The 17175-nt window shown below is 39.0% G+C and carries 15 protein-coding genes; 6 read left to right on the forward strand and 9 right to left on the reverse strand.

Going from position 1 to position 17175, the window contains the following annotated elements; genetic code table 11:
• The first annotated feature begins 33 nt into the window (after nt 1-33).
• Nucleotides 34-774 carry a phosphoadenylyl-sulfate reductase gene (locus PX700_RS09565; RefSeq protein WP_479520590.1) on the forward strand — a complete coding sequence of 247 codons (741 nt, stop codon included), beginning with the start codon at nt 34-36 and terminating at the stop codon, nt 772-774.
• A gap of 144 nt (nt 775-918) precedes the next feature.
• Entirely contained in the window at nt 919-1467 is a 549-nt protein-coding gene (locus PX700_RS09570) for a DUF4124 domain-containing protein (RefSeq protein WP_479520591.1), read from the forward strand.
• On the opposite strand, the gene PX700_RS09575 is transcribed toward PX700_RS09570, so the two are convergent.
• The 4 genes from PX700_RS09575 to PX700_RS09590 all read right to left on the reverse strand — a co-directional run bounded on the left by PX700_RS09575 (nt 1468) and on the right by PX700_RS09590 (nt 5711).
• Nucleotides 1468-1722 (reverse strand): hypothetical protein, encoded by a 255-nt coding sequence (locus PX700_RS09575; RefSeq protein ID WP_479520592.1) that lies wholly within the window; start codon nt 1720-1722, stop codon nt 1468-1470.
• A 133-nt stretch (nt 1723-1855) separates the two neighbouring features.
• On the reverse strand, nt 1856-4600 hold the full coding sequence (acnA, locus tag PX700_RS09580) for an aconitate hydratase AcnA (protein WP_479520593.1): 2745 nt from the start codon (nt 4598-4600) through the stop codon (nt 1856-1858).
• 206 nt (nt 4601-4806) lie between these two features.
• Nucleotides 4807-5226 carry a hypothetical protein gene (locus PX700_RS09585; RefSeq protein ID WP_479520594.1) on the reverse strand — a complete coding sequence of 140 codons (420 nt, stop codon included), beginning with the start codon at nt 5224-5226 and terminating at the stop codon, nt 4807-4809.
• Between the two features lie 101 nt (nt 5227-5327).
• Entirely contained in the window at nt 5328-5711 is a 384-nt protein-coding gene (locus PX700_RS09590) for an RNA-binding S4 domain-containing protein (protein WP_415637918.1), read from the reverse strand.
• 255 nt (nt 5712-5966) lie between these two features.
• Here PX700_RS09590 and PX700_RS09595 point away from each other — a divergent pair, with 255 nt between their 5' ends.
• A complete protein-coding gene (locus tag PX700_RS09595) occupies nt 5967-6254 on the forward strand; it encodes a hypothetical protein (protein ID WP_165739228.1) in 288 nt (95 codons plus the stop codon).
• Between the two features lie 56 nt (nt 6255-6310).
• On the forward strand, nt 6311-6976 hold the full coding sequence (locus tag PX700_RS09600) for a hypothetical protein (protein ID WP_415637919.1): 666 nt from the start codon (nt 6311-6313) through the stop codon (nt 6974-6976).
• Nucleotides 6977-6985: 9 nt separating this feature from the next.
• On the opposite strand, the gene PX700_RS09605 is transcribed toward PX700_RS09600, so the two are convergent.
• The 5 genes from PX700_RS09605 to glnA form a co-directional block, all read right to left on the reverse strand.
• Nucleotides 6986-7444 (reverse strand): cyclic nucleotide-binding domain-containing protein, encoded by a 459-nt coding sequence (locus PX700_RS09605; protein ID WP_166421825.1) that lies wholly within the window; start codon nt 7442-7444, stop codon nt 6986-6988.
• A 29-nt stretch (nt 7445-7473) separates the two neighbouring features.
• Nucleotides 7474-8859: a nitrogen regulation protein NR(I) gene (gene ntrC / locus PX700_RS09610; protein WP_165739232.1), complete on the reverse strand. Its 1386-nt coding sequence runs from the start codon at nt 8857-8859 to the stop codon at nt 7474-7476.
• A gap of 14 nt (nt 8860-8873) precedes the next feature.
• A complete protein-coding gene (glnL, locus tag PX700_RS09615) occupies nt 8874-9944 on the reverse strand; it encodes a nitrogen regulation protein NR(II) (protein ID WP_415637920.1) in 1071 nt (356 codons plus the stop codon).
• A gap of 82 nt (nt 9945-10026) precedes the next feature.
• Entirely contained in the window at nt 10027-10548 is a 522-nt protein-coding gene (locus PX700_RS09620; protein ID WP_479520595.1) for a DUF4124 domain-containing protein, read from the reverse strand.
• 113 nt (nt 10549-10661) lie between these two features.
• Entirely contained in the window at nt 10662-12068 is a 1407-nt protein-coding gene (gene glnA, locus PX700_RS09625; RefSeq protein ID WP_166421828.1) for a glutamate--ammonia ligase, read from the reverse strand.
• 507 nt (nt 12069-12575) lie between these two features.
• Between glnA and typA the strand changes: the two genes are divergently transcribed.
• Both typA and PX700_RS09635 read left to right on the forward strand, forming a co-directional pair.
• Complete coding sequence (gene typA, locus PX700_RS09630; RefSeq protein ID WP_024596972.1) at nt 12576-14399, forward strand: translational GTPase TypA; 1824 nt, start codon at nt 12576-12578, stop codon at nt 14397-14399.
• A 251-nt stretch (nt 14400-14650) separates the two neighbouring features.
• Nucleotides 14651-16801, forward strand: a complete 2151-nt coding sequence (locus PX700_RS09635) for a winged helix-turn-helix domain-containing protein (RefSeq protein WP_479520596.1) — start codon at nt 14651-14653, stop codon at nt 16799-16801.
• The last annotated feature ends 374 nt before the right edge of the window (nt 16802-17175 follow it).

Raw genomic sequence — 17175 nt, forward strand, 5'->3', positions numbered from 1 at the left:
AGCGCTTAGCGCTGGTGAGGCTTGGAATTTTCCATGAGTGAATTTAAAAATATTTTACAGCTAGATAAACAAAGCCAAACGGCAATGTTAGCTGATGCTAATGGTTTACTAGAGGGTATGAGCGCTGAGCAGCGCGTTGCATGGGCGCTTGATAACTTGCCTAATACGGCATTTTTATCATCTAGCTTTGGTATTCAAGCAGCAGTGATGCTGCATTTAATGACCTCACAACGCCCAGATATTCCTGTTGTATTAACCGACACAGGTTATTTATTTCCTGAAACGTATCAGTTTATTGAACAAATGAGTGAGCGTTTATCGCTTAACTTAAAAGTGTATAAAGCGCAGTTGAGCCCAGCATGGCAAGAAGCCAAATTTGGTAAGCTATGGGAGCAAGGCGAGGATGGCATTAAGCAATATAATCAGCTTAATAAAGTAGAGCCGATGACCCGCGCGCTAAAAGAGATTGAAGCCGGTACTTGGTTTAGTGGCCTGCGCCGCGATCAATCATCATCGCGTGCTGATAAACAGTTTGTAGAAATTAGCCGTGGCACGGTTAAAGTGTACCCAATTATTGAATGGTCTAACCGCGACGTGTATCAGTATCTTACTAAGCACGATTTACCTTATCACCCATTATGGGAGCAAGGTTATGTGTCGATGGGCGACGTGCATACAACGCGTAAGTTAGAACCAGGAATGACAGAAGAAGAAACTCGCTTTTTTGGTTTAAACCGAGAATGCGGACTACACATGGATGGTGACGGTATTTAACGTTACTACGGTGTAGTTAAATCAATAATAACAACGCAGCTTAGGCTGCGTTTTTATTTTCTTTAATTAGGGTACAAAAATTGCCTAATTAAGTATTTTTTATTAAACTCAAGGAAATAAAGGATTAATTAAAGCAGGAACGCTATGAAATACTTTACCTATTTAGCTATATCAATCATGGCTATTGCAGTCATCTCTTTGTTTTATTTAAAAAAGCCCGATGGTCAAACATGGCTTTCTGCATCATCTATTAGTAATGAATCTCAGCAAATTAAAGAAAAAATGGTCGCGCTTTCAAGCAATACTCTAGATCAAGCTGTGCAGGGTGTTAAGCAAGCAGGCGATAAAATTGCGAGTAGTATTTCTGATGAACCAATGCCTGCAAGTACTACATCAAGTAGTAAAATTTTTAAGTGGCAAGACGAAACCGGTCAATGGCACTTTTCTGATACACCTAACCCGCATGCAAAAAGTATTGAAGTAAAACTCGATCCTAAAGATATTACTGTTATTGCCGCAGAAGACACGTCTATTTTAAATACCTCTCCAAGTACAAATACAATGTCGGCTGCACCAGAGGGGATCAGTATTTTGAATCCTGAGTCTGTTAAAAAGCTATTTAATGACGCCGAAAATGTAAAAGACAAACTAGAAAAACGTAATAAAGAAATTAATAATTTAAGTGCACTTTAGCTATTCTGAGTTAGGGCTTTTATGGTTTTTTAAATAACGTTTTTCGGCTTCCATTAGCAGTATGGTTAAATATATTTTAGTGGGAAGTGATAATAGCACCCCTATAGCAATACATGCTGCCGCTATAATTATTCCTTTAATACCATGATCTATAGTGAAGTAGCTCGACACAATTAAAGTATGGCCAGTCACAATAAGGCATAATCCAAACACTATTGATGTTTTAAGCAGTCGAATAATCATTATTTGCGACATAGTCACCTCATTAAGAGTAACCCTAGTGTAGGCAGGCTTTAAATATTCGGCATTGATTTGAAACAACAAACAGCTCACATAAAAAAGCCCAGCTTATTAGCTGGGCTTTTAAATACACTAATTACAGCGCGTATTAATCAAGCATATTACGCAGTACATATTGTAAAATGCCGCCGTGTTTGTAGTAATCCCACTCTTTAGGGGTATCAATACGTACATCAGCACTCAAGGTTACTTTTTTACCTTCGGCATTGGTTGCAATGACGGTTACTTCATCGGTTTTATCGTACAGGCCATCAATATCAAATTGTTCTTGCCCTGTTAACCCGTGTGACTCGTAGCTTTCACCTTCTTTAAATTGCAGCGGTAATACACCCATGCCAATTAAGTTAGAACGGTGAATACGCTCATAGCTTTGTGCTACAACGGCTTTTACACCAAGTAATAGTGAGCCTTTAGCCGCCCAATCACGAGATGAACCTGTACCGTACTCTTTACCCGCTAAAATAATGAGTGGAGTATTATTTTTTTGATACTCCATAGCAGCATCGTAAATGCTTGCTAAATCGTTTTCTGGTTGCGTACGTGTTACGCCGCCTTCAGTACCTGGGGCAAGTAAGTTTTTAAGGCGAACATTGGCAAACGTTCCGCGCATCATTACTTCGTGATTACCACGGCGTGAGCCATACGAGTTAAACTGCGATTTTTCTACACCTTTCTCTTGCAAGTATAAACCTGCTGGCGCTTCTGCTTTAATAGCACCCGCTGGAGAAATATGGTCAGTGGTTACTGAATCCCCAAGCTTAGCTAAACAACGTGCACCTTCAATAGTAGGGATGCCCGGTGGTTCTACTTTCATACCATCAAAAAATGGTGCTTTTTTAATGTAGGTAGAAGCATCGTTCCAATCGTAAAGTTTGCCATCTGGTATTTTAATTTGCTGCCAACGGCTATCGCCTTCGTAAACGTTAGCGTAGCTTTTTTCAAACATTTCTTTAGTTACTGTTTCTTTAACTAGGTCACTTACTTCTTTAACGCTTGGCCAAATGTTTTTAAGGTAAATATCGTTACCGTTAGCATCTTGAGCAAGGGGTTCGTTGTATACGTCAATATCGGTTCTACCTGCAATGGCATAAGCTACAACAAGCGGAGGAGAGGCTAAAAAGTTCATTTTAACATCTTGATGAATGCGTCCTTCAAAGTTACGGTTACCCGATAAAATAGAACTAACCACTAATTTGTGCTTTTGAATGGCATCTGATATTTCAGTTGGAAGTGGGCCTGAGTTACCAATACAAGTTGTACAACCGTAGCCAACAAGGTTAAAGCCTAAGCTTTCTAGGTCATCCATTAGGCCTGCTTTTTCCAGGTAGTCGGTAACTACCTTAGAGCCTGGCGCAAGTGATGTTTTAACCCAAGGTTTTACATTAATGCCTAACTGTTTTGCTTTTTTAGCGACTAAGCCTGCGGCTAAAATAACACTTGGGTTAGAAGTATTAGTACAGCTGGTAATCGCAGCAATAACACAAGCGCCATCGTTTAGTTCAAACTCTTGGCCTTTAAATTTAACCTTAGCGGCACCCATAAACTGCGCTTCGTCAACTGGTTCGTCTGGGTTTGTTGCTGGGCCTTCACTTTCAATACGAGCTTGTTCTTCATCGCTTTTATCGCGACGAGCCATACGTTCGTCTTGGAAGCCTTTTAAATGATCGCCAATAACTTTGCCAGCTTCGTTTAGGGCAATTCTATCTTGTGGACGTTTAGGCCCTGCAAGGCTCGGTACAACATCATCTAATTTAAGTTCAAGTGTATCTGTGTAGCTAGCTTCGTCACCATCGTTACGCCATAAGCCTTGATGCTTAGCATAATCTTCAATTACTTTTAGGTGTTTTTCGTCGCGGTTTGTTAAGCGAAGGTAGTTAATGGTTTCATCATCAATCGGGAAAATACCACATGTAGCACCGTACTCTGGTGCCATATTAGCAATGGTTGCTCTATCGGCAAGTGGTAGGTCAGCAAGGCCGTCACCATAAAACTCTACAAATTTACCCACTACGCCGTGGTTACGCAGTATTTCGGTAACTGTTAACACTAAATCGGTTGCGGTAGTACCTTCAGGTAATCTGCCGCTTAGCTTCATACCGACTACTTGTGGAATCAATAAACTAATTGGCTGACCCAGCATAGCTGCTTCGGCTTCAATGCCGCCTACGCCCCAACCAAGCACACCTAAGCCATTGATCATGGTTGTATGAGAGTCGGTACCTACAAGCGTATCTGGGTAAGCGTATTTTTTGCCATCGCGGTCTTCATTAAAAACAACGCGTGCTAGGTATTCTAAATTTACTTGGTGAACAATGCCGGTTGCTGGTGGCACTACTTTTAAATTATCAAAAGCGGTTTGTCCCCAACGTAAAAATTCGTAACGTTCTTTGTTTCGGTCATATTCAAGTTTTGCATTTAAATCAAATGCACCATCATTGCCGTAACCATCTACTTGTACCGAATGGTCAATAACAAGCTCAGCAGGCGATAACGGGTTTATTTTTGCAGGATCACCACCTAGCTTTTCCATTGCGTCACGCATCGCGGCTAAATCAACAATAGCGGGTACGCCGGTAAAGTCTTGCATAACTACGCGAGCGGGGGTAAAGGCAACTTCAGATGCAGGTTTTGCTTGAGGGTCCCAATTAAGGAGGGCTTGAATGTCTTGTTCTTTAATATTTGCGCCGTCTTCGTTACGAAGAAGGTTTTCAAGTAATACTTTTAAGGAGAAGGGCAATCGTTTCGCTTTGTCGCCAAGTCCTTTTAGAGAATGAATATGATATTGCTCACCATTTATTGTGAGCTGATGTTGGGTATCGAAACTATTATTCATTATTTGCCCCTTTATGAATTATAAAAATATTTTGAAGAGTGACCTCTGTAGTGCTTGAGTTGCAAAGTGCATACCAATGTAAAAAGCCGTATTTAGAGAACGAATTTTATACAGTTATTATAGTAGAGATAATGCTGAAAAATTTAATTTCAAGAGATGATTTAAATGAGGGATGAAGGGTCAAAATTTATTTCGACCCTTATTAATTACCGTAACCAGCCCTGCTGCTTACCTTTAATACTTAAATAAAGTAGAGCAATGGCAATAAGGATTACAAAAATAGGCATAAATACAGCACTTGCGCCAAGCAGCTCAATACTGTTTATGACCACAAAATTATAATATTGCTGAATTAAAATAGCGCCGAGCGATAGCGCAAAAGTGGGCGTTGCCAGCGCGTTTTTGGCAAGTAAAAAAATACAACCCAAAGTGCTTCCAAATACAGCTATAGCAAATGCAACAGTTGACCAAATAGGAACGTTAGAGTAGGCAGCTTGTTGATCTAGCGGAAGTTTACCTATCATTTCGGGTGTCATCATCATGTGCATAGCAAATGCAATAACGCCAAGTAAGTTCCAAATAAGTGCAGCCCAAGCAAGCAGTTTTAACCAATTGGGTGTAGACATGTTATTCCCCTGTTTTTATTGTTATTTACAAGGGAATTAAAGAGCAAAAAGGCCAACTATACAAGTTGACCTTTTTATATAAAAAGAGGGTTTTTAAATACTTAACCAAACGAAATAGGACGACGACCTGTTTTATCATCTACCTTTGGCTTTTTAGTTCGCTTGCGCTTAGCTTTAGCTGGCTGATTTGTTGGTTGTGGTGCAGCTTGCTTTGACTCTGTTTGAGTGTGTGCCGCAGGTTTTTCTGCAGGAACTGCATCTTCACTTAACGCAAGTTGAAAAAACTCACCATCGAATTCTAGTACATCGCCACTGTATAATTTTTTCCGCTTTATTGTACAAATTTCATGGTTAACACCCACATAGCCTTCAGTAATTAGGTTTTTAGCTTGGCCGCCACCTTCAACTAAGTTTAATACTTTTAATAATTTACAAAGCTCAATCGGCTCTTCTTCTAACTCTATTTCTATATATTCTTCGTTCATATTTGCTCTCGGTGGGGTAACGCATAGGCTTTAGTATAAAGGCTTACAGCGACTTTTGCACCAAAGCAAGTAACTTTAGCTAGCGGTAATACATAATTAGTTATGAAAGTTTTTAGGTATTTTATCTGTCTTTAAAAAAACTGAAGCAATTAAAAGTTAAGCTTCGTTGCAATCTTTTTTACGTATGGCTCGCTAATTGCTAAAACTCTGGCGGATTAATCAATGTGTAATGAATACATATAAACGGAGTAGAAAATGGGCGTAAGATTAGCAATGAAAAAAGAGCTAATGGGCTTAGATAATTCAGATATGTTGACCGCAGATGATGTTAGGTCACATCTTACTAATCAAGTAAAAGAGCAAAAGGAAAATGCTGAACGTGGTTTTTCTGTGATTTCAAAATTTAACGATCACCATAGCCGCTTAGTGAGTGGCGATATGAAAAAAAAATCGGTACTTGAATTTCAACGTCATCGTTTATTTAAAGAAGTTTTATACACTCGTAAAAGTGTTGATGCGTGGTTAAATAGCCAAACAAATTAAATTGCTATAAATAGTTACCTTTAATAGACTACGATTGTAATCAAAAGAGGGTAACTATGAAAAATGGAATTTTAATATATGTGTTGGCATTACTATTAGCTGCGTGCCAACAACCTACCGTGCATGTATTTAGTGAAAACTTGCAAGATGAACAGCGCGATCAGCTCGATGCTGCGCTAAAAGCACAATCGCTCCCTTATGAATATGTACCGCTGGCAATCCCATCAGGGTTTGGTGAGGCTACATTACTCTTATCAAGTGACAAAATTTACCCAAAAGAGACTGAGCAATTAGCTACTATTATGCAGGGGCTAGGTTACGAGCCACAAGTTAGCTATACAACGCGTTCAAATCATTTTTATGGTGATGGCAATATAGGCTTTTATCTAAAAAATGCAGTGGCGGGTACAACCTTTGTTATACCTAAAAAGTTACGAACAACTCAATGCAGCGAAGACAAGTACAATGATTTACTCGTCACATTTACAGATAAATATGCTGACTTTACCTTACCCAGTGGCGCTGTTGTAAGATTAGGTTGGGAGTTTTTATACGGTTACGTTGTCATTTATTACAAAAATTATTCGCAAACATACAGTCACTCGCAACCACTTGTAAATACGCCTTTTGGCGCCAAACCATCCGATACTTACAGGTTTACAGCTCATGTTAATAACCCCAGCTGGCTTGATTGCTCATTACAAATTGTTTATATGGACTGAGTGATAGAGTTAACCGTGGGTTTCTATATGCTCGCTAAGTTTTGCAATACGCAGACTCATACCTTCTATAATTCGGTCTTTAATTTTTTCACGGATAACGTTAGGTAAACGGGTGAGTGCTTCAGGGGTAATGGCAAGGACTATACTGTCGGTTTTAGCGCGTGCGCTAGTGCTACGCTCTCGGTTATTTATAAAAGCGCCTTCACCTATAAATTCACCAGGTACTATCGTTCCAAGCTCAAGCAAATGGTTGTGCTTAAATACTAACAACGCGCCGCTAAGTACAATGTACAAACGTTTGTCGTTATCGTATTGCTTAAATAAAAATTGATGCTGGCTTACTAAATATAACAGGCCGAACGACTCTAATAAGACTTGGCGCTCGCTGAGCGTAAATTCTTTAAAAAAGTGCAGCCTGTTTATAATTTCCATTTGTTTGAATAATGGAATATGTTCGATTAGCTTCATCAATAACCAAATGTGTTAAAAGCGTTTAATCAGCTAATATTGCGCTCTTTTAATTTTCGGGTCAACGTGTTGCGTCCCCAACCAATTTTTATAGCGGCATCTTGCTTATGACCAGAGCAATTAGCCAGTGCGGTTTTAATTAAGCGGGTTTCTAGCTGAGCTTGAATGTCAGGCCAAATATTTTCTTTGCCTTGTTTAAGTTCCTGATTAAGCCATTGCTGAAACGCATCTAACCAATCACCTTCTTCTTGAGTTGGTGTGGCATCAAGGATTTCAGGCGGTAAGTCTTGCTCGCTCACAAGCTCACCCGGTGCCATTACAGTAAGCCAGCGACAGGTGTTTTCTAATTGACGTACATTGCCTGGCCAATTAAATAAACGTAACTGCTCAGTCGCTTTAGGGCTCAGTACTTTGCTTTCTACCTGCAGCTCTTTAGCGCTTTTATGTAAAAAGTGTTGCGACAAGCTTTCTATATCTTCAGTGCGTTCTCGAAGTGCAGGTAAGCGAAGGCGTACTACATTGAGACGATGAAATAAATCATCCCTAAATTTGCCCTGCTTAACTAAATCTTCAAGGTTTTGATGCGTAGCCGCAATAATACGCACATCTACTTTTATACTTTGATGACCACCAACGCGATAAAACTCACCATCGGCAAGTACGCGCAATAAACGTGTTTGCACATCAAGTGGCATATCACCAATTTCATCTAAAAATAGTGTGCCGCCATTGGCTTGCTCAAAACGGCCTTTGCGTACGCTGTCGGCACCCGTAAATGCGCCTTTTTCGTGACCAAACAGCTCTGACTCAACAAGCTCTTTTGGAATAGCCGCCATGTTAAGTGCAATAAATTGGTTTTCTTTACGTGGACTATGGTTGTGCAGGGCACTGGCAACTAGTTCTTTACCTGTTCCAGATTCACCATTTATTAATACGCTCATGCTAGAGGCCGATAGCTTACCTATCGCTCTAAATACTTCTTGCATGGCGGGTGCTTCACCAATTATATGCGCACTTTTTGGTGGAGCTTGCTTACGCTTAGTTTTTTTAGTGGAATTTGCTCTGCATGCGCTTTCGACTAGTGCTACCGCTTCGTTTAAATCAAACGGCTTAGCGAGGTATTCAAAAGCACCTTTTTGAAATGCATTAACGGCAGAGTCTAAATCTGAATGCGCGGTCATTATAATAACGGGCAATCCAGGGTTTTGCTCTGCAATAAGTTCAAGCAACGCCATACCATCCATACCAGGCATTCGTACGTCCGAAACTAAAACAGTAGGTTGGCTAAACTTTAATGCGCTTAATACATCTTGCGCGTTAGAAAAGCTTTCTGCGTTAAACCCTGCACGGGTTAGTGCTTTTTCAAGTACAAATCGAATAGAAGCATCATCATCTACAAGCCAAACTGTTTTCATGCAAACTCCAAACATTAATCTGCAAAGGGCAGATAGATATTAAATTCAGTATGTCCAGGCCAGCTATCACATTCTATATAGCCATCATGTTGATCTATCAGTGTTTGCGCTATTGAGAGTCCTAACCCAGAGCCACCTTCTTTATTGGTGATCATCGGGTAGAACAGTGTTTCGCGTACACTGGGATCAATACCTGGTCCGTTATCAGATATTTGGATCAACAAGGCTTTTTTAGGTGCTTTACCCGGGCGACGATGCTGATGATTTATGCGGGTTTTTATTGTTATTTCACCGCCATCCACAAGCGCCTGTTGGGCATTTCGAACAATGTTTAATACTACTTGCTGAATTTTACCTTGATCAATGTATACATCAGGAATACTTGGGTCGTAATCTTTAACCAAGTTAATGTTAGAGCAATTATCTAACGTACTTAGTCTTGCAACTGATTCAAGTGATTGATGTATGTTGCCATACGATTTTTGCGGAAGTTGATTAGGCCCTAAAAGCCTATCTACTAATTCGCGTAATCGGTCGGCTTGCTCAATGATGAGCTCAGCACATTGATCTCTTTCTTGTTGATCAACCTCATACTGCAATAACTGCGCCGCTCCGCGTATTCCACCTAAAGGATTTTTAATTTCGTGTGCTAAACCTCTAATTAGGTTTCGAGCAGCTTGGTATTGATGCATTTGATTAGACGCTTGGTCGTGCTTAATTTCATCATCAGTTTGGCGCCACTCAAATAAAATATAAAGCGAGCCATTAAACTTAATTTGTCGTGTACTTACGGCTACTTTTGCATGGCGAGAATCGCTAAAAACCACATCAGCTCTATGTTGCTGGCAATCTACGCCTTCAATCAATGAGTACTGCTCTATACGTTGTAAATCGATTGAATGGTAGTTAAAAAGGCTATCAAAAGGCTGATCTAATAGGCGCTTGTTACCAAGACCAAGCAGTTCACTGGTACTGGTATTGGCATAGACAACGGTGAAGTTTTTATCAAGCAACATGATAGCGGTTGTTTGATTTTGCCAAATGGCATCGAGTAGCTCAGGGCTAAAGTTTTTATTATTAATCATAGCTGCACCATTTTAGTGCGTGGATATTTACAAGCAAGTTATATGATTAAATACACTGCTGCACGTTTAGTAATGCCCCAATTTAATTACCTAGGTTTAGCCCTTTTCGGTGCATAAAAAATATGCAGGGCTCACTTGTAGCAATAACTTGGTTTTTACTATTAAAAAGCTTTAATTGTAGTGTGTGCTGACCACGTTCTACATCTCTTATTGCAAAGGTTGAGCTGTCACTGGCGGTGCCATGTGCTTTACCATCAATAAAAAGTTGTATAGTAAAACCAGTTTCAAAGCGTGGTTTTATTAGGCTAGTAACATAAACACTGCCGGTATTTTCACGAATAGTCTGGTTATGATCAGGTGAGGAAATGGCAATACTAAAGGCCGCTTGTTGAGGCTGGGGTTGCTCGTCAAAAATGTCAGTATTTGTTGCAGGCATATTAAGATCTTGGCTGGTGAGTTTTACCTCTTTAGCCCCTTTATGAGGGGTGTCTGAGAACACTAATACGCCATTTTTATCTTTCCAAGCGTATATTTTTGTTTCACCTGCGTAACCATAATTACTTAATACTAAAGTAATTAATAGTAATAAAATCTTGTTATTCACTCTGCAGCCCTGCATTTTTATCGGTAACTTAACTTTAGTGGAGTTTGTTTAATTTTACCATTAAAAAAGCCCGCAAAGCGGGCTTGAGAACACACATATTTTAAACAGCTAAATTAACAGCTGTAGTACATTTCAAACTCAACTGGGTGAGTTGTCATGTTAAGCTTTTCAACTTCTTGAGACTTAAGTGAGATGTAAGCTTCGATTAAGTCGTCAGTGAATACACCACCTTGAGTTAAGAATTCACGGTCTGCGCTAAGTGCAGATAGTGCTTCGTCAAGTGATGCTGCAACAGTTGGAATCTCTGCTGCTTCTTCAGCTGGTAAGTCGTATAAATCTTTATCCATTGCATCGCCAGGGTGGATCTTGTTTTTGATACCATCAAGGCCAGCCATAAGCATTGCTGAGAAAGCAAGGTATGGGTTAGCAGTTGGATCCGGGAAGCGTACTTCAATACGACGACCTTTTTCAGATGGAACCACTGGGATACGGATTGATGCAGAACGGTTACGTGCAGAGTATGCAAGCATAACTGGTGCTTCAAAACCTGGTACTAAACGTTTGTACGAGTTAGTAGAGGCATTTGCAAACGCGTTAATTGCTTTAGCATGCTTAATAATGCCGCCAATGTAGTAAAGTGCGTCTTCAGAAAGACCGCCGTACTTATCACCAGCAAAAAGGTTAACACCATCTTTAGCTAAAGACTGGTGACAATGCATACCAGAACCGTTATCACCAACAACTGGCTTAGGCATAAACGTTGCCGTTTTACCGTATAAGTGAGCCATGTTGTGGATAACATATTTCATTTCTTGGATTTCATCCGCTTTTAATACCATTGTATTAAAGCGAGTAGCAATTTCGTTTTGACCTGCTGTTGCTACTTCGTGGTGATGTGCTTCTACTACTTGGCCCATTTCTTCTAGAACTAGACACGTAGCTGAACGCCAATCTTGGAAGTCATCAACTGGAGCAACTGGGAAGTAACCGCCTTTAACACCTGGACGGTGACCTGTGTTGCCATCTGCATATTCTTTATCTGAGTTCCAAGCAGCTTGCTTAGAATCAATTTTGTACATAGAACCAGACATGTCTGATTTGTATTTAACGTCGTCAAATACGAAAAATTCTGGCTCTGGGCCAAATAAAACTGTATCTGCAATACCTGTAGAGCGCATGTAGTCTTCAGCACGCTTAGCAACAGAACGCGGGTCGCGCTCATAACCTTGTAGTGTAGAAGGCTCTACTACGTCACAACGTAAAATTAATGTCGCTTCTTCTGTGAAAGGGTCTAGTTTGATTGACTCAGGCACTGGCATTAATACCATGTCTGATTCGTTTATGCCTTTCCAGCCTGCAATTGAAGAACCGTCGAACATTTTACCGTCTTCAAAAAAGTCTTCATCAACTTGGTGATGAGGAATCGATACATGTTGTTCTTTACCCTTAGTGTCAGTAAAGCGTAAATCAATGAACTTGACGTCATTTTCTTTAATAAAATCTAAAACCGATTGTGACATGTGTCCTCCAACTATTGGGTTTTGTTATTGCTGCATAATTGCTTTGGTATTTACTAAGCTGATTTTGTGCCATTATTGTAACTGGCTGTTTATAAATTAAAAAAATATCATTGCATCAAAATGGAATATACAAACGCACCATATTGGTGCGTAAATATTCCATTTCGGTGCAAAATTTACAGAGCGTAATTTGTTGTTAATTTAATCAGCTGAAATTAGCATAACCTAAATGCAAAAGAGTAACAAAAAGATCGGAAAAATAGTCAAAAAGAGGTTTTTTTGAAAAATAATTAAAATTTAATTCATATAATTGTCATATAAAAAACAGATACTTAGTAAAAGTATTGAGAAAGTTTTAAAATATATATTGGATAAACTTTCATCCATGTCATTAATGAGGGATAATATGCGCCCTTTTAAATCCTATGCTGGGACATCTCGCGAAAGCGTGGATGAGTGCGTAGATCTTGCAGGATCATTGAGAATTTAATTTCTCTGAGTAAATATATGAGCATCGAAAAGTTAAGAAATATAGCGATTATCGCGCACGTTGACCACGGTAAAACAACTCTGGTTGACAAACTACTTGAGCAATCAGGTACATTAGAAACACGCGGCGGTAACGAAGAGCGCGTGATGGACTCAAACGACATTGAGAAAGAACGTGGTATTACCATTTTGGCTAAAAACACAGCCATCTCTTGGAACGACTACCATATCAATATCGTAGATACTCCGGGACACGCCGATTTCGGTGGTGAAGTTGAACGCGTACTTTCGATGGCTGACTCAGTATTATTACTTGTTGATGCTCAAGAAGGTCCAATGCCACAAACGCGTTTCGTTACGCAAAAGGCATTCGCGCAAGGCTTAAAGCCAATCGTAGTTATCAATAAAATTGATAAGCCAGGTTCACGTCCTGATTGGGTTATGGATCAAATCTTTGATTTATTCGACAATCTTGGCGCAACTGACGAACAGTTAGACTTTAAAGTAATCTACGCTTCAGCTATCAACGGCTGGGCAACATTAGATTTAGACGAGCCATCTGAAAACATGGAACCTATGTTTAAGATGATCGTTGAAGAAGTATCACCACCGGATGCAGATCCTGAAGGTGACTTCCAAATGCAAATTTCTCAACTAGATTACAACTCTTATGTTGGTGTAGTTGGTATTGGTCGTATTAAACGTGGTTCTGTTGCTCCTAACCAACAAGTTACTATTATCAGTGCTGATGGCACTACACGTAACGGTAAAATTGGTGCAGTACAAAGCTACTTAGGTCTTGAGCGTATCGAAACTGATAGAGCTTACGCTGGTAACATCGTAACTGTAACAGGTATTGGTGAGCTTAAGATTTCTGACACAGTTTGTTTCCCAGGAAACGTTGAAGCATTACCACCACTAAGTGTTGATGAGCCAACTGTAACAATGACATTCTCTGTAAATAACTCACCTTTCTGTGGTAAAGAAGGTAAGTTTGTAACGTCACGTAACATCCGTGAACGTTTAGACAAAGAATTAGTACACAACGTAGCACTTCGCGTTGAAGATACTGCTAGCCCAGATAGCTTCCGTGTTTCTGGTCGTGGTGAATTACACCTAGGTATCTTAATCGAGAACATGCGTCGTGAAGGTTACGAGCTTTCAGTTTCTCGTCCAGAAGTTATCTTACGTACTGTAGATGGCGTTCTAGAAGAACCGTTTGAAACAGTTACAATTGACTGTCAAGACGAGCATCAGGGTTCTGTTATGGAACAAGTTGGCCTACGTAAAGGTGAACTTACTAACATGACTCCAGATGGCAAAGGCCGTATGCGTTTAGATTTCATGATCCCTAGCCGTGGTTTAATTGGTTTCCAAACTGATTTCATGACGCTTACTTCGGGTTCTGGTCTTATGTACCATACGTTCGATCATTACGGTCCTCACAAAGGTGGCGACATCGGTGTTCGTAAGAACGGCGTAATGATTGCTAACGCAACGGGTAAAGCACTTACTAACGCATTATTCAACTTACAAGAACGCGGCCGTTTATTCATCGGTCACGGTGTTGAAGTATACGAAGGTATGGTTATCGGTATTCATAACCGTGATAACGACCTTACAGTTAACGCCCTTAAAGGCAAGCAGTTAACTAACGTACGTGCATCTGGTACTGATGAAGCGCAAACGCTTTCTCCACACCTTAACTACTCACTTGAGCAAGCGCTTGAGTTCATCGATGATGACGAGCTAGTTGAAGTTACTCCACTAAACATTCGTATCCGTAAGCGCCACCTTACTGAAAACGAACGTAAACGTGCGGGTCGTGCACCTAAGTCATAATCTATTAATTTAGAATTATGATTTTAAAAGCCGCTGTATTGAAAAATACAGCGGCTTTTTTGTGGGTTTTAGTTAGCGAGTTTAAAGTCCAGTTAGACTTTGAAGTGCTTTATCTAGTGTATTTTATATAAATGCATATTTGGTAATCTCCAATACTCAAATAAGTAGCAGATATGAGTTGAATATACTAGTCAAAATAACGTTTTGTGTATATTGTATATCATGTTTTGTGATTAGTTTAATGATATGTAATGACCGACTTTAATAAAGCTTTCCAACTAGAAAAGCTTACAGTTAATCCAACGGTAGATAAGTTGAGTCGCGATGGGGAATCGATAGATATTCAATCTATGGCGATGAGGATTTTATGTCACCTCGCGAGTCGAACCGGACAGCTTGTAACAAGAGATGATTTGAGAAATCATATTTGGGGGAGTGCTACAGTAAGTGATCATACAATTAATAATCACATTTATAGTTTACGTCGAGCACTGGCTCAAGTAGAACCAAATAATAAATATATTCATACGGTAACAGGTACAAGTGGTAGTGGGTACAGATTGAATGCTTCAATATTTCAAAGCAGGAATATTGAAGCTAATAGCCTAAGTAATGAACTCTTTAATGTTATAGGAGCCATTACAAAAAGAATTTCTGAGATTAAGAGTCAGTATCATTATCGCTATATATATTTAAGTGTAATACTTGTCTTAATTATTGCTCTTACTTTTTATCTATATATGGCTAAGCCTAATAAATATAGCTTAGTTACCTCAATGACACATAATGATGGGAGAGTCCAAAGTCTTTCTTTAAGCGATGATGGCCAGGTTTTATTCTTTTCACATCATTCAGCCCAGCATAATGCCTGGCAGCTTTATGCAAGCTATACAGACGATTTAGAGAGTGTAAGCAAAGTTTTTAGTAGCTCATTCAATAACGATAACTTTGCTAGTGTATCTCCTGATAAAACTAGGGTTGCATTTGTTCGGTATAATAGTAAATTTGCTGGCATTTATTTAGCCAATTTTGACTCAAAAGAGCTAAGAGCAACTAATGCTAAATTACATATAACTCTACCTATTCATAATATCTCACCTTCAATACATTGGCTCAATGATGAGCAGTTCTTCTTCAATATGAGTGAAGTAGCTACAGCGCCTTTAAAGCTTTATTTATATGATATCTTTCAGGCTAAGTTAGAACAAATAAGCTCCCCTGAATTAGCGTCTCAAGGTGATTTGTTTGCCTCTATATCACCAGATAAGCAGTGGCTGGCTGTAATGCGCGCTGATAATATGCAAAGTTATACAATTAATCTTTTCAATATTATGGATAGAGAATTTATACCGACCCCTATTTCTCTTTATGAAGAGAGAGCAGGGTTTAGTTTTAGTGATAATAGTAAATCACTTTTTTTTGTAGATGCTGAAGGGTATTTGTCAAACTATGATATTGCGACTCAGCAAGTAATCAAAATTACAGAGAGAGCATATTTAGGCTACTGGCCAACTAAAATAATAGGAAAGCCGTATATAGTCATGCAGCAAGAGGGGAGAAATGAGTCGTTTGCAAGGCAAATAGTTAAATATGCTAACCCATTAAAAGGTGGTGATGGGGTAGGTAAAGTTCTTGTTAGAAATAAAATGTCCCTCCACGGCATTGCAGAAGTGGGCAGTGGTAGGCTAGTCTTTGCTGCTGTTACCCCCAGTAATAAAGTGCAATTATGGCAATATGATAAAGGTAATATAAATCAACTAGCAAAGTTTAAAGAGCGATCGAAATATTATTCACCACTTAGTATTAATTGGAAAAAAGGCACAAATAAAGCGGTGCTATCGATAAACCACACATGCCAGCTTATAAATATAAAAACGGGCAAGGCTACCCCTCTTTGCCCTGATGGAGAAAATTTATATACAGGTAGGTTTTCTGTTTCAGGTAATGAGTTTCATTTTATTGAGTCAATATATGGCAATTCTAGAGTCATGAAAATGGGAGACTCAGGGTACCCATTAAACATAGTTACTGCGATACCAAATGCAGACAGTATTGCACAATCTCCTACGGGGGATTTCTTTTACAGTAGGGCTGATAATAATGATATTTACCACTACAACCCAATCACAAAAAGTCATACTAAAATCATCTCAAGAGTCCTTAGTGCCAATAAAAATGATGTAAATGACTTTGTTGTATTTAATCATGGGGTCTACTTTATCGACAAGAGTGATGCAGTGAAAAGTATAGTCTCTTATTATAATTTTGATAAAAAAACAATTGAAGAACTTATCTATAGCAAAGCTAATTACTTCGAAGTTGCTTTGAGCGATGATGAGCAACACCTGTATCTAATCGAGTCATATGATAAGAAGAGTCATTTATTATTAATGAAAGAATAAGCACGCAAGAGATTTTTATCAATTAACAGACCAGGTATTTAAAAATGTTAACTAATATTGATGGTAATTATTATCTTCAATATTAGCCTAACCCTCAAACTTTACTTTTACTCGCCTCACTTGCACTTTATAGAGCTTGTTATTAGCTGCTTTAAAGATATCTTTTTTAATCAGTTGTCATCATTTAGCTCTGATTCTTAATTACCCTGTTTACATTCTGGTAACTTTCATTTACCTTTTGTGTATATTGCATTCAATATATTTTATTTTGTAAATGTTGAATAGCTCTATTTTATTAATCCTTGAGATTTGAAGATTCTCTTGGGAAGTAAATGAAAATACCTAAACTGTGAAACATAAGTTGAGAAATGTTT

It is taken from the genome of Pseudoalteromonas sp. TP27, assembly GCF_056470645.1.

Coding starts and splice junctions, on each gene's coding strand:
- PX700_RS09575 (WP_479520592.1), bottom strand. CDS start 1,722: ATGTCGCAAATAATGATTATTCGACTGCTTAAAACATCAATAGTGTTT.
- glnL (WP_415637920.1), bottom strand. CDS start 9,944: ATGATTAATAATAAAAACTTTAGCCCTGAGCTACTCGATGCCATTTGG.
- ntrC (WP_165739232.1), bottom strand. CDS start 8,859: ATGAAAACAGTTTGGCTTGTAGATGATGATGCTTCTATTCGATTTGTA.
- PX700_RS09565 (WP_479520590.1), top strand. CDS start 34: ATGAGTGAATTTAAAAATATTTTACAGCTAGATAAACAAAGCCAAACG.
- PX700_RS09635 (WP_479520596.1), top strand. CDS start 14,651: ATGACCGACTTTAATAAAGCTTTCCAACTAGAAAAGCTTACAGTTAAT.
- PX700_RS09605 (WP_166421825.1), bottom strand. CDS start 7,444: ATGAAGCTAATCGAACATATTCCATTATTCAAACAAATGGAAATTATA.
- PX700_RS09570 (WP_479520591.1), top strand. CDS start 919: ATGAAATACTTTACCTATTTAGCTATATCAATCATGGCTATTGCAGTC.
- typA (WP_024596972.1), top strand. CDS start 12,576: ATGAGCATCGAAAAGTTAAGAAATATAGCGATTATCGCGCACGTTGAC.
- PX700_RS09600 (WP_415637919.1), top strand. CDS start 6,311: ATGAAAAATGGAATTTTAATATATGTGTTGGCATTACTATTAGCTGCG.
- acnA (WP_479520593.1), bottom strand. CDS start 4,600: ATGAATAATAGTTTCGATACCCAACATCAGCTCACAATAAATGGTGAG.
- PX700_RS09590 (WP_415637918.1), bottom strand. CDS start 5,711: ATGAACGAAGAATATATAGAAATAGAGTTAGAAGAAGAGCCGATTGAG.
- PX700_RS09595 (WP_165739228.1), top strand. CDS start 5,967: ATGGGCGTAAGATTAGCAATGAAAAAAGAGCTAATGGGCTTAGATAAT.
- PX700_RS09585 (WP_479520594.1), bottom strand. CDS start 5,226: ATGTCTACACCCAATTGGTTAAAACTGCTTGCTTGGGCTGCACTTATT.
- glnA (WP_166421828.1), bottom strand. CDS start 12,068: ATGTCACAATCGGTTTTAGATTTTATTAAAGAAAATGACGTCAAGTTC.